Source organism: Pseudomonas wayambapalatensis (assembly GCF_049942315.1).
Lineage (GTDB): Bacteria > Pseudomonadota > Gammaproteobacteria > Pseudomonadales > Pseudomonadaceae > Aquipseudomonas > Aquipseudomonas wayambapalatensis.
Map to the genome: position 1 here is coordinate 1 of NZ_JBNFMU010000132.1, position 21,614 is coordinate 21,614.

Sequence of the window (21,614 nt, forward strand, 5' to 3'; positions counted from 1 at the left end):
GAGGGGGGGGGGGGTTGGTGGGGTTTGGGCATGGGCTTCTGGGGGGGGTGGCGTTTCGCTGTGCTGGTTTTTCTGGGAGGGTGGTGGTTCTGTTGGCTACCCCTCCGCGCCCAAGCCCGCTCCTACGGGGATATTACGCATCCCGTAAACTGTTACCGCAGTGGCGAACGCAGCGGCGACTTGTTACTTACTTCCACCTTACGTCAGCGTCAACACGCACCAACAAGGTGCAATCAACTACTTTTACGCACTAAAAAAGCCCGCAGTTATTCCGCTTTCTTCACCTGGATCACGATGAACGGCGAAACTACCACCGCCCAGATCTCGGGATCGCGGCTTTGCAGGTCTAGCGCCTGCTCTGCACTGAGCGGTCCGACAACGCCATCGTTACGCCACTTGGCGAAGATTTCGCTGCGATTCTCGGCCATCGCCTCGGCAACGGCGATCAGATCCAGGCTGGAGTCGACCCAAATCAGGTCACCCTTGGCCCAGAAACGCTCCAAGGCTTTCCACTCGATAATCGCGGTCTCGCCGAGCAATTTGGCATAGAGGGTGCTTGTGTGATCAGTCATGGGTTTTCCTGCCGACAGAATGGCCATTTGAAAAGGCCGGCATTTTTGCAGAAAAACCCGGTTTCAAATACGTAATTTGATCGACGGGCCCCGGTTATATGGGGTTGGGCTCGGGATAGAGGCAAAGTGATGGCGCTTTTCTATATCTTTATGTCGATCATGCGACACCCCGGGAAACAGGCGCTTTTCGCCCGCTTTTCAAGCGCTCGGACAGCGCTCTACACTGTACCGGTACAGTTCCGGGACATGTTCCGGGGGAAGGTGGGCTTGCGACATGGCACGAGCGTGCCGCAAATCCCGCCCGGTCTGTAGCCCTGGCCGCCAGGACTATAAGAATTACAACAGAATGAGTGGAGCACTATGATCAAGATTTCCAAGCTGTTCGCCGCAATGGTCCTGGCCGGGGTAGCCAGCCATTCGTTTGCCGCCGACACCATCAAGATCGGCATCGCCGGTCCCAAGACCGGTCCGGTCACGCAATATGGCGACATGCAGTTCATCGGCGCCAAACAGGCCATCAAAGACATCAACGCCAAGGGTGGCGTCGACGGCAAGATGCTCGAGGCCAAGGAATATGACGACGCGTGCGACCCGAAACAGGCCGTTGCAGTCGCCAACAAAGTGGTCAACGACGGCGTCAAGTTCGTCATCGGCCACTTGTGCTCCAGCTCCACCCAGCCTGCGTCCGACATCTACGAAGACGAAGGCGTGATCATGATCACCCCTGCCGCCACCTCCCCGGAAATCACCGCGCGTGGCTACAAGCTGATCTTCCGCACCATCGGTCTGGACAGCGCCCAGGGCCCGGCGGCCGGCAACTACATCGCCGACCACGTCAAGCCCAAGGTCGTTGCCGTCCTGCACGACAAGCAGCAGTACGGTGAAGGCATCGCTACCGCGGTCAAGCAGACCCTCGAGAAGAAAGGCACCAAGGTCGCCGTCTTCGAAGGCCTGAACGCCGGTGACAAGGACTTCTCCTCGATCATCCAGAAGCTCAAGCAGAACAACGTCGACTTCGTCTACTACGGCGGCTACCACCCAGAGCTGGGCCTGATCCTGCGCCAGGCGCAAGAGAAGGGCCTGAAAGCCAAGTTCATGGGGCCGGAAGGTGTCGGCAACGACTCCATCTCGCAGATCGCCCAGGGCGCTTCCGAAGGCCTGCTGGTCACCCTGCCGAAGTCGTTCGACGCTGACCCTGAGAACAAGGCCATCGTCGACGCCATCAAGGCTGACGGCAAGGATCCAAGCGGTCCGTTCGTGTTCCCGGCCTACTCCGCTGTCGAGCTGATCGCCAAGGGTATCGAAGCCGCCAAGTCCGAAGACACCGACAAGGTGGCAGCCGCCATCCACGCCGGCAAGTTCAAGACCCCGACCGGCGAGCTGTCCTACGACGAGAAAGGCGACCTGAAAGACTTCAAGTTCGTGGTCTACGAATGGCACTTCGGCAAGCCGAAGACCGAAGTCTCCCCTCAGTAACTGCGTGACTAATAGCTGACCGAGAAGCCCACTGTGCGAGCAGTGGGCTTTGTTTTACGAGGTTCATGGACCTGATTCCCGCGATCCGGGAGCCGGTTCACCTGAAAATCTTAAAACCGTCACCCGCGGTTTCCTGGCTGTGCCCACTGACTTGGCGAAGACCACGAAACGGGCCGGGCCCATCGCCCGCCAGCGAAATGCAAATCAGGTTTTTAGGAGCGCTGTAATGCCTGAGATCTACCATTTCTTCCAACAACTGGTTAATGGATTGACCATCGGCAGCACCTATGCCTTGATCGCCATCGGTTACACGATGGTGTACGGCATCATCGGGATGATCAACTTCGCCCACGGCGAAGTGTACATGATCGGATCCTACGTGGCCTTCATCGCCCTCGCGGGGCTGGCCATGATGGGCATTCACTCGCTGCCGATCCTCATGACCGTGGCCTTCGTCGCCACCATCTGCGTCACCAGTGCCTATGGCTACAGCATCGAGCGGGTCGCCTACCGACCGCTGCGTAACAGCAACCGCCTGATCCCGCTGATTTCCGCCATCGGCATGTCGATCTTCCTGCAGAACACCGTGCTCCTGTCGCAGGACTCCAAGGACAAATCCATCCCCAACCTGATTCCGGGCGCCTTCTCGTTCGGCCCGGGCGGTGCGGAGGAAGTGCTGGTGTCCTACATGCAGATCCTGGTGTTCGTGGTCACTCTGGTGGCCATGACCTGCCTGACCCTGTTCATCTCCCGTTCCCGTCTGGGCCGCGCCTGCCGCGCCTGCGCCGAGGACATCAAGATGGCCAACCTGCTGGGCATCAACACCAACAACATCATCGCCCTGACCTTCGTCATCGGTGCTGCCCTGGCGGCCGTGGCGGCCGTACTGCTGAGCATGCAGTACGGGGTGATCAACCCCAACGCCGGTTTCCTGGTGGGCCTGAAGGCCTTCACCGCGGCGGTACTGGGCGGCATCGGCAGCATTCCGGGCGCCATGCTCGGCGGGCTGGTGCTGGGTGTGGCCGAAGCCTTCGGCGCCGACATCTTCGGCGACCAATACAAGGATGTGGTGGCGTTTGGCTTGTTGGTTCTCGTCTTGCTGTTCCGGCCGACCGGCATCCTGGGCCGTCCGGAGGTTGAAAAAGTATGAACAGAAATCTCAAACAGGCGTTCTTCAGCGCCTTGCTGGTCTGGGCCGTCGCCTTCCCGGTGCTGGGCCTGAAGCTGAGCATCGACGGCATCAGCCTGATCGTGCACAGCCAGGGCAGCTTCACCATCAGCATCATTGCCGTGTGTTCGATACTGATGTTCCTGCGCGTGCTGTTCGACAAGCAGTGGAGTTCGGTGATGGGCGGGCGCTCGGATCGCAAACTGATCCCGCCTTCGGTCAGCAACTTCCTGACCCTGCCCAAGACCCAGCGCTGGATCATCCTCGGCCTGATCGTGGCCGCGCTGATCTGGCCGTTCTTCGGCTCGCGCGGCGCGGTCGACATCGCCACCCTGATCCTGATCTACGTGTTGCTGGGCCTGGGCCTGAACATCGTGGTCGGCCTGGCCGGCCTGCTCGACCTGGGTTATGTCGGTTTCTACGCCGTCGGCGCCTACAGCTACGCCATGCTCTCGCACTACCTGGGCTGGAGCTTCTGGGTCTGCCTGCCGATCGCCGGCCTCATGGCCGCGACCTTCGGCTTCCTGCTCGGCTTCCCGGTACTGCGCCTGCGCGGTGACTACCTGGCGATCGTCACGCTCGGCTTCGGCGAAATCATTCGCCTGTTCCTGCGCAACCTCACCGACTGGACCGGCGGCCCCAACGGCATCAGCAACATCCCCAAACCCGAGTTCTTCGGGCTCACCTTCGAGCGCCGCGCGGCAGAGGGCATGCAGACCTTCCACGAGTTCTTCGGGCTGGAATACAACTCGATCAACAAGGTCATCTTCCTCTACCTGGTCGCCCTGCTGCTGGCCTTGCTGGCGCTGTTCGTGATCAACCGCCTGCTGCGCATGCCGATCGGGCGTGCCTGGGAAGCGCTGCGCGAAGACGAGATCGCCTGCCGCGCGCTGGGCCTGAACCCTACCGTGATCAAGCTCTCGGCCTTCACCCTGGGTGCCTGCTTCGCCGGTTTCGCCGGCAGCTTCTTCGCCGCGCGCCAGGGCCTGGTGACGCCGGAGTCGTTCACCTTCATCGAGTCGGCGATCATCCTCGCCATCGTCGTGCTTGGCGGCATGGGCTCTCAGCTGGGCGTGATTCTAGCGGCCATCGTGATGATCCTGCTGCCTGAGCTGATGCGTGAGTTCAGCGAATACCGGATGCTGATGTTCGGTGCGCTGATGGTGTTGATGATGATCTGGCGTCCGCAAGGCCTGCTGCCTATGCAACGTCCACACATGGAGCTGCGTCGATGAGCCGCGAAATTCTGCAAGTCAGCGGCCTGAGCATGCGCTTCGGCGGCTTGTTGGCGGTCAACGGCGTGGGCCTGACCGTCAAGGAAAAACAGGTGGTGGCCTTGATCGGCCCGAACGGCGCTGGCAAGACCACGGTGTTCAACTGCCTGACCGGCTTCTACAAGCCAAGTGGCGGCACCATCCTGCTCGACGGCCAGCCGATCCAGGGCCTGGCCGGCCACCAGATCGCCCGCAAGGGTGTGGTGCGGACTTTCCAGAACGTACGCCTGTTCAAGGAAATGACCGCGCTGGAAAACCTGCTGATCGCCCAGCACCGGCACCTGAACACCAACTTCTTTGCCGGCCTGTTCAAGACCCCGTCCTTCCGCCGCAGCGAGAAGGAAGCCATGGAGCGGGCCCAGTACTGGCTGGAGAAGGTCAACCTGACCGAATTCGCCAACCGTACCGCCGGCACCCTGGCCTACGGTCAGCAACGCCGCCTGGAAATCGCCCGCTGCATGATGACCCAGCCACGGATCATCATGCTCGACGAACCGGCAGCAGGCCTGAACCCCAAGGAAACCGAAGACCTCAAGGCCCTCATCGGCTACCTGCGCGAATCGCACAACGTGACCGTGCTGCTGATCGAGCACGACATGAAACTGGTGATGAGCATTTCCGACCACATCGTGGTGATCAACCAGGGCACGCCGCTGGCCGATGGCACGCCGGAAGAGATTCGCTGCAATCCTGATGTGATCAAGGCCTACCTGGGGGAAGCGTAAATGCTGAAGTTCGAGAACGTTTCCACCTTCTACGGCAAGATCCAGGCGCTACACAGCGTCAACGTGGAAATCAACCAGGGCGAGATCGTCACGCTGATCGGCGCCAACGGCGCCGGCAAGTCGACCCTGCTGATGACCCTGTGCGGCTCGCCACAGGCACACAGCGGCAGCATCAAGTACCTGGGCGAAGAGCTGGTCGGCCAGCCCTCCTCGCATATCATGCGCAAGAGCATCGCCGTCGTGCCGGAAGGCCGCCGTGTGTTCGCCCGCCTGACCGTCGAGGAAAACCTGGCCATGGGCGGTTTCTTCACCGACAAGGGCGATTACCAGGAGCAGATGGACAAGGTCCTGCAACTGTTCCCGCGCCTGAAGGAGCGCTTCACCCAGCGCGGCGGCACCATGTCCGGTGGCGAGCAGCAGATGCTGGCCATCGGCCGGGCGCTGATGAGCAAGCCCAAGCTGCTGCTGCTCGACGAGCCGTCGCTGGGCCTGGCGCCGATCATCATCCAGCAGATCTTCGATATCATCGAACAGCTGCGCCGTGATGGTGTGACGGTGTTCCTGGTTGAGCAGAACGCCAACCAGGCGCTGAAGATCGCCGACCGCGCCTATGTGCTGGAGAACGGCAAGGTGGTGATGCAAGGGACCGGGGAAGCACTGCTGACCGATCCGAAGGTACGGGACGCGTACCTGGGTGGTTGAATGATCAAAGGGCCTGCGGGCCCTTTTTTCATGGGGGTGGAGGTTCGGTGGCCGGTACTGTTCCTGCGGCCTGCCCCTTGTGAAGCCGCTCCCCGCTGGGTAACGTGGCCAACTTCAACCCGCCGCGACCCCGGAGTCCACCGATGCGCCTCACCCCTCCCCTGCTGCTCGCTGCCCTGCTGCCCCTGTTCGCCGGTTGCCAGATGCTCGCCGAGCAACCAAGCGACCCGAACGTCGGCACCACGCGCATGCAAGGCGAACTGAGCGCAGCCAACGGTCAGTTGCTGTTCAAGCCTTGCAGCGAGGCACGCCGCTTCGTGGTCAAGGATGCCGCCGGCACCGGTATCCTGCAGGAAGCCGCCAACCTCGCCAATGGCCCCAAGGCCGCACTGTTCGCCGACCTCCGCGGGCGCCTGGCCGGCAGCCGCGAGGCCAACAGTGACGGTCAGCTGGACGTCACCCGGCTGTACCGCGTCGAAAACTCCGCCAGCGCCTGCGAAGACCCCAACTTCAAGCAACTGACCCTGCGTGCCGGCGGGCATGCACCCGACTGGGACATCAAGGCCAGCGGCAAGGGCATGGTGATCAACCGTGCCGACAAGGATCCGCTGCCGCTGCCGTTCCTCGAAGAGCAGATGCCCGGCGGCGGCCTTAGCCTGTCCAGTGAAGCCAACGGCCAGCGCGTCGAGCTGTGGGTCGCGCCGCAGCGTTGCGTCGAGCCTGGCACCGGTGCCGTGCGCCACCTACGCGCCGAACTGCGCATCGATGGCCAGACCCTGCAAGGCTGCGCCTACTACGGCGGTGCGCGCGACAACTGATCATCGGGTACTTTTATCCTGCCAGTCAGGCCGGCGAACAGCTTATACTTGGCGGTTTGAGTAAAGCTGCCGGCCGCCCATGGCCGGGATACTGGACCCTGCCATGCTACGAATCACCGAACTGAAGCTGCCCCTGGACCATCCCGACGAAGCCTTGCGCGAGGCTATCGTCCAGCGCCTGGGGATCCGCGACGAGCAACTGCTCGGCTTCAACCTGTTCAAGCGCAGCTATGATGCGCGCAAGAAGAACAGCGAGCTGCTGTTCATCTACACCATCGACCTTGAAGCCAGCAACGAAGCCGAGCTTCTGCACAGGTTCGCCGATGATCGCAATATCAGCGTGGCACCGGACGTCAGCTACAAGTTCGTCGGACATGCACCTGCCGATCTTCAGCAGCGTCCGATCGTGGTCGGCTTCGGCCCGTGCGGCATCTTTGCAGGCCTGCTGCTGGCGCAGATGGGTTTCAAGCCGATCGTGCTCGAACGCGGCAAGGAAGTGCGCCAGCGCACCAAGGATACCTGGGGCCTGTGGCGCAAGAGCGTGCTCAACCCCGAATCCAACGTGCAGTTCGGCGAAGGCGGCGCCGGCACCTTCTCCGACGGCAAGCTGTACAGCCAGATCAAGGATCCGCAGCACCATGGCCGCAAGGTGCTCGAAGAATTCGTCAAGGCGGGTGCGCCGGAAGAAATCCTCTATATCAACAAGCCACACATCGGCACCTTCCGCCTGACCAGCATGGTCGAGAAGATGCGTGAGGAAATCATCAGCCTGGGCGGTGAAATCCGCTTCCAGGAAAAGGTTACCGACTTGCTGCTCGAGGGCGAACAGCTCACCGGTGTGGTGCTCGAAAGCGGCGAACAGCTGCACTCACGCCATGTAGTGCTGGCCCTGGGCCACAGCGCCCGCGACACCTTCCGCATGCTGCACGCCAAGGGCGTGTTCATGGAGGCCAAGCCATTCTCGGTGGGCTTCCGTATCGAGCATCCCCAATCGCTGATCGACAAGGCGCGCCTGGGCAAGTATGCCGGCCACCCGAAACTGGGCGCCGCCGACTACAAGCTGGTCTACCACGCCAAGAACGGTCGTTCGGTCTACAGCTTCTGCATGTGCCCGGGTGGTACCGTGGTCGCGGCCACCAGTGAGCCGGGGCGCGTAGTCACCAACGGCATGAGCCAGTATTCGCGTAATGAGCGCAATGCCAACTCTGGCATCGTCGTGGGCATCGATCCTGAGCGTGACTACCCGGGCGGCCCGCTGGCTGGTATCGAGTTGCAGGAACGCCTGGAAGCCCACGCCTATGTCATGGGTGGCAGCAACTACCAGGCGCCGGCGCAACTGGTCGGCGATTTCGTCGCAGGTCGTGCGTCCACGGCGCTGGGCAGCGTCGAACCCTCCTATAAACCAGGCGTCACCCTCGGGGACCTGGCCCCCAGCCTGCCAGACTTCGCCATCGAGGCGATTCGCGAAGCGCTACCGGCCTTCGATCGCCAGATCAAGGGCTACAACCTGCACGATGCAGTGCTGACCGGTATCGAGACGCGCACCTCCTCACCGCTGCGCATCACCCGTGGCGAGGACTACCAGAGCCTGAATCTCAAGGGCCTGTTCCCGGCCGGTGAAGGGGCAGGCTATGCCGGCGGCATCCTGTCGGCCGGCGTCGATGGCATTCGGATCGCTGAAGCGGTCGCGCGCGACATACTCGGCATCAAGGCCTGAAGCCCAAAGCCAGGCCAGTTGCACGAGGTTGCGGCTATTGCCGAGCACTGCGGTTCTTGCGGTACTCGGCCACATAGCCCAACTTGCGACTCGCAGTCTTGTCCAGCTCCTTGCGGTCACGCTGCGATAACCTCCCAGCTGGCGCGCAGTGAAGCCGCTGTCGCCCACAAGCTGCTGCGGAGCCAGCGTCACCATCAAGCTAGCCGCTGGCGCAACTGCCTGCCGATAACCGCTGCGCTCATCAAGATCGAAAGCTGCCAGCGGCAACGCCCCCCGCAGCCAGTTGCCCCAGTAGAACTCGAGAAACTCAGGCGCCACGTCGCCTGAACGCGGTTTGTCGTAGCCAACCTTGCGGGTGAACGATCCAAGCAGGATGTAGGTTACTGTGCGACCTCCAACTTTCCTTCCGTCGTGCATGTTCGGCTGCGACGTTTTCCCACGAGTATTTCATTGTGCATTTCAATGGTAGAAAGACCCGTTAGTTGTCTGAGTAATCCTAAAATCCAAGCGAATATTTCCGCGCAAGACTCACAAGGGCAAAGCGAAACTACTTATAACAAAAAAGAATATAATTTTTGTTTTAAAGAATATCGTTGCGCGTTAGGGTGTACTCCCGTTCCGTTCGATCAACGTACTGGAGACCCATCCCCGTGCGCAGCCTCATCAATCGTTTCCTTCAGCTGGAGGCCGCCAGCGGCTTGCTGCTGATCATCGCGGCGATCATCGCCCTCATCGTCAACAACTCCCCGCTGTCGCATCTGTACGTCAGTTTTCTCGACGTCCCCGTCGCTGTGCAAATCGGCCCCCTGGAGATCGCCAAGCCGCTGCTGCTGTGGATCAACGACGGTCTGATGGCATTGTTCTTCCTGCTGATCGGGCTGGAGGTCAAGCGCGAAGTGCTCGAGGGCCAGCTGTCGAAACCTTCGCAGATCATCCTGCCGGCCACCGCCGCAGTCGGTGGCATGCTGGTCCCGGCGCTGATCTACTGGTTCATCAACCGTGACAACCCCGCGACACTCGCCGGCTGGGCCATCCCTACCGCGACCGACATCGCTTTCGCCCTTGGCGTGCTGGCGCTGCTCGGCAAGCGTGTGCCTGTCTCGCTTAAACTGTTCCTGATGACCCTTGCGATCATCGACGACCTGGGTGCGATCATCATCATCGCCCTGTTCTATTCCGGCGAGCTTTCGAGCATGGCATTGATGCTTGCAGGGGGCTGTCTGCTGGCTCTGCTGGGCATGAACCGTCTAGGGGTGAAGAAGCTTGCACCCTACCTGATCGTGGGGCTGGTACTTTGGGTCTGCGTGCTGAAGAGCGGCGTGCATGCCACCCTCGCCGGCGTGGCCCTGGCCATGTTCATCCCGCTGGGCGCGGGCGGCAAGAAAAGTACCTCTCCATTGCTCACCCTGGAGCACGCGCTACACCCCTGGGTGGCCTACGCGATCCTGCCGCTGTTCGCCTTCTCCAATGCAGGTGTATCCCTGGTCAACGCCAGCGCGGAGAGCTTCACGCATTCGGTGCCCATGGGCATCGCCATCGGATTGCTGCTGGGTAAGACGGTCGGCGTGTTCGGCCTGACCTGGATGGCCATCAAGCTGCGCCTGGCCACCCTGCCGGCGGGCGCCAATTGGGGCCAGGTGCTTGGCGTCGCGATTCTTTGCGGCATCGGTTTCACCATGAGCCTGTTCGTCGGTTCCCTGGCCTTCCCATCCGGTGTCAGCGAGTATGCCGGAGAGGACCGCATGGGCATCCTCACCGGCTCGCTCTTCGCAGCATTGATCGGCTATGCCGTGACTGCGGCGGCCAGCCGCAAGCGACAAGTGGCGGTTGCAGCCAGCTGACAGCATCAGGCATTAAAAAACCCCGACCGGCCTCGCCGGATCGGGGTTTTCTTTGCCCTGCGAAATCAGTGAGTGACGCGGCTGGTGCCGTCGACGGTCATGATGCGCACGCGCTCGCCCACGCGGAAGATCTCGTTCTGCTGCACTTGCTGCACGTAGGCGCGCATGCTGCCGTCGTCTTCACGCACGGTAATTTCAACGCCCTGGGTGCGGGTCAGGCCTTCTTCAGCAGCCGAACCTGCCAGGCCACCGGCCACGGCGCCGATCACCGCAGCGACGATACTGCCACGACCACCGCCGACGGCACTGCCCGCGACACCACCGACGATGGCACCAGCACCACCACCGATCGGCGTCTTGGTACCCTCGATCTTGACCGGGCGCAGGGATTCAATCGTGCCCATGCGCACGGTCTGCACGCGACGGGCTTCATCTCGGGAATAGCTGTCACCGGTCAGGCTGGACTGGCAGCCGCCGAGCAACAGCGCCATGGTGGTGAAGCTCGCCACCATCAAAACGGATTTACGCATGGGGAATCTCCATAAGTCAGGTGTCCATTAGACTCCCCGTGTAGATGGGTGTCACGACACAAACGTTATTAAATTGTTTTCATTCAGCTCGAGTACAGGCGCCAAGCGACTTGCCGCCCACTTCACCAATGAGACCAATAATAGTCGTGGATTACTTCATCGTCGCAGTGACAGGCGTTGCAGGTCGGTATTTTGCCGCTGAATGGCTGGATGGGGACCACGCCCTGCCGAGCAATGGCGGGGCCGCAAGCGGCCCCTGATGATCACGGTGCCAGCCGCTCACGCAGCCACTGACCATCGACCAGGCGGTAATTGAGGCGATCGTGCAAGCGACTGGAGCGCCCCTGCCAGAATTCGATCCGTTCAGGCAGCAGGCGGTAGCCGCCCCAATGTTCCGGGCAATGCGGCTGGGTGTCGGAGAACCGCGCCTCGGTGGCCTTGACCAACCCTTCGAGCTCGGCACGATCGGCAATCACCCGGCTTTGCGGCGACGCCCAGGCGCCCAGACGGCTGCCCAGCGGACGTACCTGGTAGTAGTCGTCCGACTCCTGAGCGCTGACCTTTTCCACCCGTCCCTCGATCCGTACCTGGCGCTCGAGCGCTGGCCAGAAAAAGGTCATGGCCGCGAACGGGTTGGCCAGCAGTTGCTGGCCCTTGGCACTGTCATAGTTGGTGAAAAAGGTGAAGCCGCGCTCATCGAGCCCCTTGAGCAACAGCACACGACAGTGCGGACGCCCCTCGCCATCGACGGTGGCGAGGGTCATGGCGTTGGCCTCCACCGGTGGCTGCTCGGTCTTCACCGCCTCGCCAAACCAGTGATGGAACAGCGCGAACGGCTCGCCCGGGGCCTGGGCCTCGGCCAGGCCATCACGGGTGTAGTCGCGGCGCATATCGGCCAGGGATTGAGTCATGACTGCGTTTCCTCAGACGATCAATTGGTCTTCGCAGGGCTGTTGGCGGCGACTTTCTTGTCGGCAGCTGGAGCTGCCTTCTTCGCTGCTGGCTTGGCCGCTGGTTTTTTCGCGGCTGGCTTGGCTGCGGTTTTCGCCACGGCCTTCTTCGCAGCCGGTTTGGCGGCAGCCTTGGCAGTTGGCTTGGCGGCCGGTTTGGCCTCAACGGCCTTGGCCGGGGCCTTGGCGTCCTGGGTGGCGACCATCGCTGCCGGTACGGACGCTGGCGCGGCCTGCTGGTACTTGGCCAACAGCGCAACCATGGTGTTCTGCGGCGTCAGCAGCATTTCCACCCGGCGGTTCAAGGCACGGCCCTCGACGCTGTCGTTGGCGGCACGCGGCATCACTGCGCCCATGCCCTTGAGGGTCAGGCGGTCACGCTGCAGGCCGCTCAAGCGGAAAATCGCCGAGACCGAGGCTGCACGCTCGAGGCTGAGCTTCTGATTGGCAACTGCAACACCGCTGGTGTCAGCGTGACCGAGCACGAGCACGGCAGTCTTCGGATCGCCTTCGACGATCTTGGCCACGCGGGTGATCGGGCCCAGAGAAGACGGCAGCAGCATGTTCGGGCGGTCCGGGTTGTAGGAGCCGTCGACCGGCAGGGTCACTGCAAGCACGTTGTCACGACGCTCGACTTCAAGCTTGCTGTCTTTGGCCGCCTCGCGCAGCTTCGGTTCATACTCGTCCAGCCAGGCCTGGGTAGCCTTCTGGTCGATCTTGGGTACCGCGGGCGCCTCGGCCTGCTTGTCGCTGGAGCCGAACGGCCACCACCAGCGGCTGCTGCTTTCGGACTTGGCATCGGCCTGGGCGACCTTCTCGGTCACCGCGTCCTTCACGTCCTGTTCGGCAACCTTGTCCGAACCGAACGGCCACCAGCTGAGGCCACCGTCCTTCGAGGCGTCCTGGGAGTGGCTGGCGCAGCCGGTCATGGCCAGGCACAGGGCAAGTGCTAAGGTTTTTTGTGAGGACATCAGCGATACACCATGAATTAGAAAGAAATTTTGCCCACGCACGCGAGGCGTTGGCATTGAGGATAGTCAAAGGGATCGGGCATTACCCGCATTACCCGATCAAAGGCAACTGCCCAGTACCCGCACCAGCTTCTGCGCACGGGGGTCCATCAATACGTAAGGGCCCAGGGTATTGGTGACGAAGCCGAAGGCCACGTCGTGCTCAGGGTCGGCGAAACCAACCGATCCGCCCGCCCCCGGATGACCAAAGGCCCGAGCCCCCAGACCGAAGGTGGCGTTGGCGACATCCGGCTGGTCGAGCATGCAGCCCAGGCCAAAACGGGTCTGGGTCAACAGCGTGCGATCCTGTCCAAGGCTGTGCTCGCGGGTCAGCTCATCGAGCAGTTCGGATTCCAGCAGGCTGCCATCGAGCAGGCCGGCATAGAAACCCGCCAGGCTGCGGGCATTGCCGTGGCCATTGGCAGCCGGTTGCTGCATGCGTCGCCACTCGGGTTTGTTGGTGCTGGTGAGGATTGCCGGCGGGTTGGTGAAGGCGCGGGTCGACAACGCCTCGGGCTCGCGCATGGTCACCTGCAGCAAGCGCTGGGCGGCGGCATCACCAGGATTACCCTTGCCACGGGCGATATGCGCCACGCGGTGGAACTCCTCATCGGCTAGCCCCACGTGGAAGTCCAGGCCCAACGGGCGCGCAGTGCGGGCAACGATCGAGTCACCAGGGCCGCGGCCATCGGCGCGGCGGATCAGTTCACCGATCAGCCAGCCATAGGTGATAGCGGCATAGCCATGTTCGCTGCCAGGGGTCCACCACGGGGTTTCGGCAGCCAAGGCATCGACCATGACCTGCCAGTCGTAGAGGGCCTCGGCGGGCAACAGCTCACGGATTGCCGGCAGGCCGGCGCGATGGCTGAGCAACTGACGCAGGGTGATGCCTTCCTTGCCCGCCTGGGCAAACTCCGGCCAGTACCGAATCACCGGAAGGTCCAGGGCCAGCTTGCCCTCGCCCACCAGTTGCAACGCAGTCACGGCAGTGAAGGTCTTGGTGCAGGAGAACAGGTTGGCGATGGTATCGCTGTGCCAGGCCTGCTGGCCGTCCTTGTCGGCACTTCCAGCCCAAAGATCGATGACGGTTTCGCCCCCTACCTGGATGCACAGCGCCGCGCCACGCTCCTGGGGATCATTGAACAATGCCGCAAACGCCTCGCGCACCGCTTCGAACTTCAGCTCATAGTGACCCTGGATCTGCACCCGCCTACTCTCCGTACGACCTGTCTTACAAAGTCGTGCATTGTTTCAGTAGTTGGCGGGTTTGCATACTGAATGTGGCTGGAAGGTTGTAAGGAAAACCTTGGGGTTTGGCTGAACCAAACTGTCACCTTCAGGGCGCCTTGACCTCAAGCCCCGCGCGCAATTGCTCCAGGGCCTGCTGGTTGCTCCGACGCACGGCCTCGACAAAACCCGAATACGCCACATCGGTGATAGCGACCAAGCCCAGATGCCCATTCTCCCCATCGAGCAGGCGCCCGCTGGCGGGCTGGTCAAGGTATTGGAACCAGTGAGCGCCAACGATCATCGGCTGAGCCAGGGCTGCCTTGAGGAAATTGCGGTAGGCAGGCCCACGGTCCTCTTCACGCGCCACCTCGAGCGGCCCTGGCCAGAAAGGGCCACGGTCCCGGGAGCCAAACTGGAACTCCGAGACCAGCACCGGTTTGTCCAGCTCGACCAACCGGGCGAAGTCGTAGCCATCCTCGGGCTTGAGGGTATAGAAGTTGAAACTGAGCACATCGCAGAACTCGGCGCAGGCCTTCACCGCCTCAGGCGTGCTGACCGCGTAGCGTCCACCCAACAACAAATGGTTGGGCGCATGCCATTTCAGCGCATCGGAGATGGTCTTGAAGTAGGTCTGTGCGAACACCTGCTGGAAGTACTGGTAGTCACGCTCGATTTCCGGATGCTCCGGGTTGGGCAGGGGCGCCTCGAAACCCGGGTCCTCCATGAGCTCCCAGGCCTTCAGTTCGATGCCCCAGGCCTTCGACAACCCCTCCTGGTTTCGGTATTTGTCACGCAACTGCTTGAGGAAGGCGCGCTTGGCCGGCACATCGGTGGTCAGACGCAAGGTGCCGTAGGCCAGGCCATAGCGTGCCTTGGGGTCATCGCCCGGCGCCGCCCAGGCCAGTTCGTTGTCGGCGAAATAACCGATCAGCCAGGGGTCGTCGCGATGGTCCCGCGCGGCAATGGCTACGGCGCGCTCGGTGGCCATGGCAAATCGTGGGTCGAACGGGTCGGGCATGCGCCCCCACCAGTCCATGCCAGTGCTGATGCTGGCATAGTCGCCGACAATCGATAGTGGCAGGGTGTACGGCATGCGCTTGGCCTGACCCAGGGCCGGATCGCTCCAGTTACCCAGGGTGTTGAAACCCCAGGCCTGTAAACGATCGAGGCTGTGCACCTGCCAGCGTTCGGCATCGACACCGGCTGCCGGGCAGTTCGTTGGCGGCTGGCCCTCGGCCGCAGGGGCGCAGGGCCTGGCATAGGTACGCTGCAGGTTGGCAGCATAGAAGTCGAACCAACGCCCTTGCTTGAACCCGCGCCCCTGGGAAGACGCATTGCCGTCGTCATTGTTGCCCTCACCATAGAACGCCGCGAGCGGGTCACCCTCCCCGGGCAACCCTTTGAACATCGATTCGCGGCCCGCGACGTAGGTGCGCCCGCCATCGGCGGCCACCGCGTTGACGCCCAGCGAGTAGAACGGGTGCCCCTGCGGGGTCACCAGGAACCAGCGGCCATCGCGCTTTTCAGTGCGGAAGAAGCCGGTGGCTTCGAAGGCCGGGCCGGCCACCAGGCCGCCGTAGGTGTCCAGTTTCTGCCTGTCGCGCTCGGCCAGCCAAGCCTTGAGCTGCTGCCGTTCACGCGTATCGGCGGCCTTGAGTTGTTCATCGTTGACGATTTTTTCCGGCCAGCGTGCGCGGGTGGACTGGCCATAGGCGTCGATCAGATCGCCGTAGGCTGCCCGGTATGCCTGGTCATCATCCTGTATCCCGACCTTTTCGATCAGCAGGTTCTGCGCGACCTTGGGTCGCGGAATGCTCAGGCTGATCGAAACCACCTGCTTGAGGTCTACCTCACCCTCGCTGCTGGTCAACAGCACACGCTGTCCTTCGTACGTCCAGGGCATCGGTGGACCGGCACGCATGCCCTGGCTCAACGGCGAACTGGCCTTGAGCGGCACCATCACCGTTTGTGCCGGGCCCGCTGGCAGGTCGATGCGGCTGGTGAGCGTACGCCCGTCGCTGCCCAGCAGCGTGACGTCCACGGTCAAGGCCCAGTCCATCGCACTTTGCAGGCGTAGCGTCAGAAACTGCCCCGTCGACCAATCCCAGGTACCGGCCTGCGGGCTCAGGCGCAGGGTCGGACGCTCCACCGGGTTGAACACCACGCGCCGCAGCACCTCGCCTTCGGCTGTTTGCTCCGCGTTGTACTGCGGCATGCCCGTGTCCTCGGTGGTCACGGTGACGACCGAAGTCGGGCGTACGAAGCTGAACAACGTCTGCTGGGCTGCCAGCAACGGGGTACTGAAGAGCAGGGTGAAAACGACGGGCAAGGTACGGCGGATCATGTGGACGTGGCTCTCCTTCAAGGCCCTCATGGGCCTGATCGAGTCATGGACAACGGGCCGGAGCATCATGCTCCGGCCGTTACTGGATCTCCCGCCGGAAGGGCGGCAGCGCATTGAGAATAGCTTTGCCGTAGCGCTGGGTGACCAGGCGTCGATCAAGCAAGGTGATGACGCCACGGTCCTGCTCGGTACGCAGCAGGCGACCGCAGGCCTGGATCAGGCGCAGGGAGGCGTCGGGTACGGCGATTTCCATGAACGGGTTACCGCCACGCGCCTCGATCCACTCCGCCAGGGCCGCCTCGACCGGATCGTCCGGCACGGCGAACGGAATCTTGGCGATGACCACGTGCTCGCAATAAGCACCTGGCAGGTCGACGCCCTCGGCGAAACTGGCCAGGCCGAACAACACACTGTGCTGACCGTCATCGACCCGCGCCTTGTGCTTGTTGAGCGTTTCCTGCTTGGACAGGTTGCCCTGGATCAGCACCAGCTTGCGCCAGTCGCGGTCCAGACCATCGAACACGTCCTGCATCTGCTTGCGCGAAGAGAACAGCACCAGCGCACCACGGGCTTCTTCGACGATGTTCGGCAATTCGCGGATGATCGCCGCCGTGTGGCCCGCCGCATCGCGCGGGTCGGCACCCAGATCGGGCACCCGCAGCAAGCCGGCATCGCCATGCACGAATGGGCTGGGTACGACGCAGGTCACCGCATCGCGCGGCAGGCCGGAGCGCATGCGGAAGCGATCGAACTTGCCCAGGGCCGTCAAGGTCGCCGAGGTGACCAGTGCACCATGGGCAACGCTCCACAGGCTGCGGCGCAGCATTTCGGCGGCGAGGATCGGGCTGGCGTTGACCTCGATGTCGAACAGCGCCCCACTCTCGGCCAGCGTCAGCCAGCGCGCCATGGGCGGACTGTCTTCCGGGTCTTCGGCGGTGAAGGCGGTCCACAGCTCCCAGTTGCCCTGGGCACGGGTGACCAGGCTGCCGAACAACGGGTACCACTCTTCGGCCTGGTGGCTGGCGATGCCGATGTTGACTTCACCGTCCATGCCTTCCTTGAGCAGGTCGGCAAGCCGGGTGAACAGATCATTGAGACGCGCGAAGCCTTTTTTCAGCTCGATGCCGACCTCGCGGATCTGCTCGGGCACCACGCCCCCCTCGAAGCGGTAGCGCGGACGATCACGCCCTTCCATGTCTTCACCGGGCCGGAAATCGGCGACCTGCTCGCACAGGGTGAACATGAACTGCTGCTGGGTACGGATTTCCCGCGCCAGCTCCGGCACCTGCTCGATCAGCTTGCCCAGGTCGCCTGGCAACGGGTGCTGGGCCAACAGCTTGGTGAGGTTCTTGGCGGTCTGCTCCAGCCAGTCGGCCGTGGAGCGCAGCCGCGAATAATGGGCGAAATGGCCGATGGCCTTGTCTGGCAGGTGGTGGCCCTCGTCAAACACGTACATCGTGTCGCGCGGGTCGGGCAGCACCGCGCCGCCGCCCAGCGCCAGGTCGGCCAGGACCATGTCGTGGTTGGTGACGATCACATCCACCTTGCCCATGCCTTCGCGCGCCTTGTAGAACACGCACTGCTGGAAGTTCGGGCAATGCCGGCCGGTGCACTGGCTGTGGTCGGTGGTCAGGCGCGCCCAGTCCTGGTCCTCGAGGGTTTCCGACCAACTGTCGCGGTCGCCGTCCCAACGGTTGCCGGCCAGTTTCTCGATCATGCTGTTGAACAGCTTCTGGCTGCGCTCGTCGACTTCGATATGGAAGCCTTCTTCCTCGAACAGCTGGGCGGTAGCCGACTGGGCGTGACCCTCCTGCAGCAGTACGTCGAGCTTGGACAGGCACAGGTAGCGGCCACGCCCCTTGGCCAGGGCGAAGCTGAAGTTCAAACCGCTGTTGCGCATCAGGTCGGGCAGGTCCTTGAAGACGATCTGCTCCTGCAGGGCGACGGTGGCGGTGGCGATCACCAGGCGCTTGCCGGCGGCCTTGGCGGCGGGAATCGCGGCGAGGCTGTAGGCGACCGTCTTGCCGGTACCGGTGCCGGCCTCGACCGCGACCACGGCAGGCTCGCCGGCCCGACGGCCTTCATCATCGCAGGCGATGTCGCCGAGTACCTTGGCCACTTCGGCGATCATCAGGCGCTGGCCGTAACGCGGCTTGAGGCTCTTGGCTTCGAGAAAACGCGAATAGGCGCCCTGGATGGTGGCTTTGAGTTCGTTGCTGATCATGGTCTGCGGGCGCCCAAAGGGCTGGATATATTTTCAGTGTTTCGCATGGGGCGGCTATCATACCCCGCTATTGCCCTTTATGCCGCATGGAGATCCGGATGCTCGCCTTTGCCCTGCCCTACACACTGCATGTCCTGGCCGCCCTTGTCTGGGTTGGCGGGATGTTCTTCGCCTGGCTGGTACTGCGCCCGGCGACTGTCGCAGCGCTGGAAGGGCCCGCGCGGCTGCGGCTGTGGGTGGAAGTATTCCGACGCTTCTTCGGATGGGTCTGGCTGGCGATAGCGGTGCTGGCGATAAGTGGTATCGGCATGTTGCACCTGCGATTTTCCGGCTTCGAGACCGCGCCCCGCTATGTACAACTGATGATGGGCGGCGGGATCGTGATGTTTGCCTTGTTCCTGCGCGTGCACGCGCTGCTGCTGCCGGAGCTGCGCGCTGCGGTGCAGGCCGAGGACTGGCCGGCGGGTGCCGGGGTGCTGGGCAGGATCCGACGGATGGTGGGGATCAACCTGCTGCTGGGCATTGCCGTGGTGGCAGTGGCCAGCGCTCGCGTCATGTTCTGAAGTCGTTGACCCAGGGCCGCGACGCAGCCCTGGAAACGCAAACGCTCGGGCGCGTAAAGCGCTTGTGTCAAAGCCGCTGCAGAATCAACTCCCCCGCCGTACCGGCAAGCCCCGGTTGCCCTGGCAGGCCCGGACGACCGTTGGCACCGGCCTCGGTGCGATACACAAGGCACCCTTTGCTCGCACCACCCTGCCCGGCCTTGCCGGCAGCGCCCGGCTTGCCCGGTGCACCGCCATCGAGGCGTACCTGGATGCGCTCCTGCGGGAAATCTGCCGGCAGGGCCAGGCGAATCCTTCCTCCGGCCGCGCCGTCATGCCCGTTGCCGCCGTTGTCACCGTTCGCGCCGCGGCTGGCAGTGCCCCAGGTACAACCTCCCGACGTGCCATTCCCCCCATCGAGGCCAGCATAGCCCGGTGCCCCAGCGCCGCCACGGGCGTCGATCGACAGTTGCTCGGCCTCCAGCGTCTGCAGGCGCAGGTCGAGGTCACGACCGGGGCGCGCCGCACGCTCGTAGCTGCCCGGCGCCCCCGGCGCGCTGATTTCACTACCGACGCCCAGCACGGCACTGCTCGCCTCGATGCTCAAGGCGCTTTGCGCCGGGGCGATGGCAATGCGCGCATCGCGTCCCAGTTCAAGATGATCGATCTTCAGCGCGGTGAGCGTGGCCGGCAGCAGCAAGGTCGCCGAGTCGGCCACCTGCAAACGCTCCAGGTGCACGCTGGACGACTTGTTCGGCAGGCGCAGCATCGAATGGGCAGCGACTTCGAGACTCTCGGCCTGGGCCAGCGGGGTGGCCAGCGCGGCCAGCAACATCAACTTACGCATGGCGCGAAGCCTCCTGCGGACGGGGAATGGACATGACATGGAAGATGCCGGTCAGCAGGATCTGCAAGCGATCGAACCAGCGATGGCTGCGCCCGCGCAGGCTGGCGTTGAAGAACAACACCTCCAGCACATGCAAGCCCAGCAGCGTGATGCCTGCCGCATTGATCAGCAGATTGAACGGCAGGGGCTGCGGCATCAACAGATTGACCAGCACCACCCACCAGAAAACCACCGTCAGGGCCTTGCCCAGGCCCAGGATGAACTTCATACCCCGCCCCCCGACTGTCTTGTACTGTCTTGTTATGTGCACGCGGCCCGTTCGAGCGGGCCATGCGCACAACAGTACCGCCGCGCCAGGGCGCGCGCCAGAGGCGATTCAGTTCAGGTGCAGCTCCACCCGTCGGTTCTTCGCTCGCCCCTCGTCGGTGTCGTTGTCGGCCACCGGCTCGCTTTCACCGCGACCTTGGCTGGTCACCTTGGCCGGCGACAGCCCCTGGCCGATCAGGTACTGCGCAACACTGGCCGCGCGGCGCTCGGACAGGCCCTGGTTATAGCGGTCGGTGCCTACGCTATCGGTATGCCCGATCACCCTGATGGCGGTCACGCCGGGATCGCCGAGCTTCGGCAACAGCGCTTGCAGGCGCTGCTGGGCAGCGGCCGACAACTGTGCAGAGTCGAACGCAAACAGCACCTGGCCCTGATCGTCGAGGGTGATCACCTCAGGCGCAGGTGCTGGAGCCTCGGGTTTGGGCGTCGAAGGCGGATACTGCGCAAGCGGGCAGCCCATGTGGTCGACCGCCGTACCTTTGGGGGTGTCCGGGCAACGATCACGACGGTCGAACACCCCATCGCCATCTTCGTCACCGTCCTGGGCATAACAGATCAGGCCACCGGCAATGGCTCCGGCAACACCGGCCCCCGTCGCCCAACTGGAACTTTCGATCGCACCCAGGCCGCCACCGACCAGCCCGCCGAGCAGACTGCAGACCGGCCAGGTCCGTTGATTGAGGGGGGCGCTGCCATCACTGTGGGTAGCGCACCCGTTCAGCAGGCTGGAGGCCAGCAGCAGCGACACAGCCGTCTTCGACAAGGTATTCATGGATCATGTCCCCGGTGAATGCGCCCACGCCACGGCTAAAGACGTGGGCGCGGGCCGTCAGCGCTGGATCTTGATCTCGGTGCGCCGGTTCATCGCACGACCGTCAGCCGTGGCATTGTCAGCCACCGGCTGGGCCTCGCCTGCCCCCACTACCGAAACGAAGCTGCTGCGTGGCACGCCGCTGCTCACCAGATAGTCGGTCACCGAGTGGGCACGACGCTCGGAGAGTTTCTGGTTGTAGCGGTCGGAGCCGACGCTGTCGGTGTGGCCGGTCACGCTCAGACGAGCGCTCGGCGCTTCCTGCTTCAGGCGCGTGGCAATGGTGTTCAGGCGTTCCTTGTCGGTGGCAGTCAGGCGCGCGGAATCGAACTCGAAGTGCACGTCACGAATGACGATGACTTCCTCCTTCTCGACCACGACGACTTCCTCGACCACGGCGACCGGCTCGGGCGGGCAACCGTTGGCATCGACCTGTGAAAAGAGCGGGGGGAGAGGGGAAATGTCGACACGCGAGGGCAAGCCATCGCCAGATTCTTCCCCCTCTC

20 protein-coding genes are annotated in these 21,614 nt (G+C 63.1%); 9 read left to right on the forward strand and 11 right to left on the reverse strand.

Annotation, left to right across the window (positions count from 1 at the left end):
- Positions 1-266 precede the first annotated feature (266 nt).
- Positions 267-572 carry a DUF2288 domain-containing protein gene (locus ACPZMI_RS07520; RefSeq protein WP_186668452.1) on the reverse strand — a complete coding sequence of 102 codons (306 nt, stop codon included), beginning with the start codon at positions 570-572 and terminating at the stop codon, positions 267-269.
- A gap of 360 nt (positions 573-932) precedes the next feature.
- On the opposite strand from ACPZMI_RS07520, the gene ACPZMI_RS07525 reads away from it, so the two are divergent.
- The 8 genes from ACPZMI_RS07525 to nhaA all read left to right on the forward strand — a co-directional run bounded on the left by ACPZMI_RS07525 (position 933) and on the right by nhaA (position 10,293).
- Entirely contained in the window at positions 933-2,048 is a 1,116-nt protein-coding gene (locus tag ACPZMI_RS07525) for a branched-chain amino acid ABC transporter substrate-binding protein (RefSeq protein ID WP_054891749.1), read from the forward strand.
- A 226-nt stretch (positions 2,049-2,274) separates the two neighbouring features.
- Complete coding sequence (gene livH, locus ACPZMI_RS07530) at positions 2,275-3,198, forward strand: high-affinity branched-chain amino acid ABC transporter permease LivH (protein WP_039575990.1); 924 nt, start codon at positions 2,275-2,277, stop codon at positions 3,196-3,198.
- Entirely contained in the window at positions 3,195-4,451 is a 1,257-nt protein-coding gene (locus tag ACPZMI_RS07535; RefSeq protein WP_054891751.1) for a high-affinity branched-chain amino acid ABC transporter permease LivM, read from the forward strand. The genes livH and ACPZMI_RS07535 overlap by 4 nt, the downstream gene beginning before the upstream one ends.
- The gene (livG, locus tag ACPZMI_RS07540) at positions 4,448-5,215 is read left to right on the forward strand and encodes a high-affinity branched-chain amino acid ABC transporter ATP-binding protein LivG (RefSeq protein WP_186710863.1); all 768 of its coding nucleotides are present in this window, start codon (positions 4,448-4,450) and stop codon (positions 5,213-5,215) included. Before ACPZMI_RS07535 ends, livG begins: the two co-directional genes overlap by 4 nt.
- Positions 5,216-5,917, forward strand: coding sequence for an ABC transporter ATP-binding protein (locus tag ACPZMI_RS07545; RefSeq protein ID WP_054891753.1), 702 nt, complete (start codon positions 5,216-5,218; stop codon positions 5,915-5,917).
- A 143-nt stretch (positions 5,918-6,060) separates the two neighbouring features.
- Positions 6,061-6,735: a COG3650 family protein gene (locus ACPZMI_RS07550; protein ID WP_186668458.1), complete on the forward strand. Its 675-nt coding sequence runs from the start codon at positions 6,061-6,063 to the stop codon at positions 6,733-6,735.
- A 103-nt stretch (positions 6,736-6,838) separates the two neighbouring features.
- Positions 6,839-8,452, forward strand: a complete 1,614-nt coding sequence (locus ACPZMI_RS07555) for an NAD(P)/FAD-dependent oxidoreductase (RefSeq protein ID WP_288374546.1) — start codon at positions 6,839-6,841, stop codon at positions 8,450-8,452.
- A gap of 650 nt (positions 8,453-9,102) precedes the next feature.
- The gene (gene nhaA, locus ACPZMI_RS07560) at positions 9,103-10,293 is read left to right on the forward strand and encodes a Na+/H+ antiporter NhaA (protein WP_426351981.1); all 1,191 of its coding nucleotides are present in this window, start codon (positions 9,103-9,105) and stop codon (positions 10,291-10,293) included.
- A 65-nt stretch (positions 10,294-10,358) separates the two neighbouring features.
- Here the strand turns inward: nhaA and ACPZMI_RS07565 are convergent, their stop codons facing one another.
- The 6 genes from ACPZMI_RS07565 to dinG all read right to left on the reverse strand — a co-directional run bounded on the left by ACPZMI_RS07565 (position 10,359) and on the right by dinG (position 18,581).
- Positions 10,359-10,823 (reverse strand): outer membrane lipoprotein, encoded by a 465-nt coding sequence (locus ACPZMI_RS07565; protein ID WP_054891758.1) that lies wholly within the window; start codon positions 10,821-10,823, stop codon positions 10,359-10,361.
- A gap of 263 nt (positions 10,824-11,086) precedes the next feature.
- A complete protein-coding gene (pdxH, locus tag ACPZMI_RS07570; RefSeq protein ID WP_186711167.1) occupies positions 11,087-11,734 on the reverse strand; it encodes a pyridoxamine 5'-phosphate oxidase in 648 nt (215 codons plus the stop codon).
- A 20-nt stretch (positions 11,735-11,754) separates the two neighbouring features.
- Positions 11,755-12,744 (reverse strand): OmpA family protein, encoded by a 990-nt coding sequence (locus ACPZMI_RS07575; RefSeq protein WP_186720738.1) that lies wholly within the window; start codon positions 12,742-12,744, stop codon positions 11,755-11,757.
- Between the two features lie 99 nt (positions 12,745-12,843).
- A complete protein-coding gene (locus tag ACPZMI_RS07580) occupies positions 12,844-13,989 on the reverse strand; it encodes a serine hydrolase (RefSeq protein ID WP_186720736.1) in 1,146 nt (381 codons plus the stop codon).
- Between the two features lie 130 nt (positions 13,990-14,119).
- Positions 14,120-16,357, reverse strand: coding sequence for a beta-galactosidase (locus ACPZMI_RS07585; RefSeq protein ID WP_426351982.1), 2,238 nt, complete (start codon positions 16,355-16,357; stop codon positions 14,120-14,122).
- A gap of 79 nt (positions 16,358-16,436) precedes the next feature.
- The gene (gene dinG / locus ACPZMI_RS07590) at positions 16,437-18,581 is read right to left on the reverse strand and encodes an ATP-dependent DNA helicase DinG (RefSeq protein ID WP_054891763.1); all 2,145 of its coding nucleotides are present in this window, start codon (positions 18,579-18,581) and stop codon (positions 16,437-16,439) included.
- A gap of 98 nt (positions 18,582-18,679) precedes the next feature.
- Between dinG and ACPZMI_RS07595 the strand changes: the two genes are divergently transcribed.
- Entirely contained in the window at positions 18,680-19,144 is a 465-nt protein-coding gene (locus ACPZMI_RS07595; protein ID WP_186668473.1) for a CopD family protein, read from the forward strand.
- A gap of 67 nt (positions 19,145-19,211) precedes the next feature.
- On the opposite strand, the gene ACPZMI_RS07600 is transcribed toward ACPZMI_RS07595, so the two are convergent.
- From ACPZMI_RS07600 to ACPZMI_RS07615, 4 genes are all read right to left on the reverse strand, one after another.
- Entirely contained in the window at positions 19,212-19,970 is a 759-nt protein-coding gene (locus ACPZMI_RS07600; protein ID WP_426351983.1) for a collagen-like protein, read from the reverse strand.
- Positions 19,963-20,238 (reverse strand): DUF1145 domain-containing protein, encoded by a 276-nt coding sequence (locus tag ACPZMI_RS07605; protein ID WP_065863069.1) that lies wholly within the window; start codon positions 20,236-20,238, stop codon positions 19,963-19,965. Before ACPZMI_RS07605 ends, ACPZMI_RS07600 begins: the two co-directional genes overlap by 8 nt.
- Positions 20,239-20,346: 108 nt before the next feature.
- Positions 20,347-21,069 carry a PA1041 family peptidoglycan-binding anchor lipoprotein gene (locus tag ACPZMI_RS07610; protein ID WP_186668477.1) on the reverse strand — a complete coding sequence of 241 codons (723 nt, stop codon included), beginning with the start codon at positions 21,067-21,069 and terminating at the stop codon, positions 20,347-20,349.
- Positions 21,070-21,126: 57 nt separating this feature from the next.
- On the reverse strand, positions 21,127-21,614 hold a 488-nt coding region (locus ACPZMI_RS07615), incomplete at its 5' end, for an OmpA family protein (protein ID WP_426351984.1).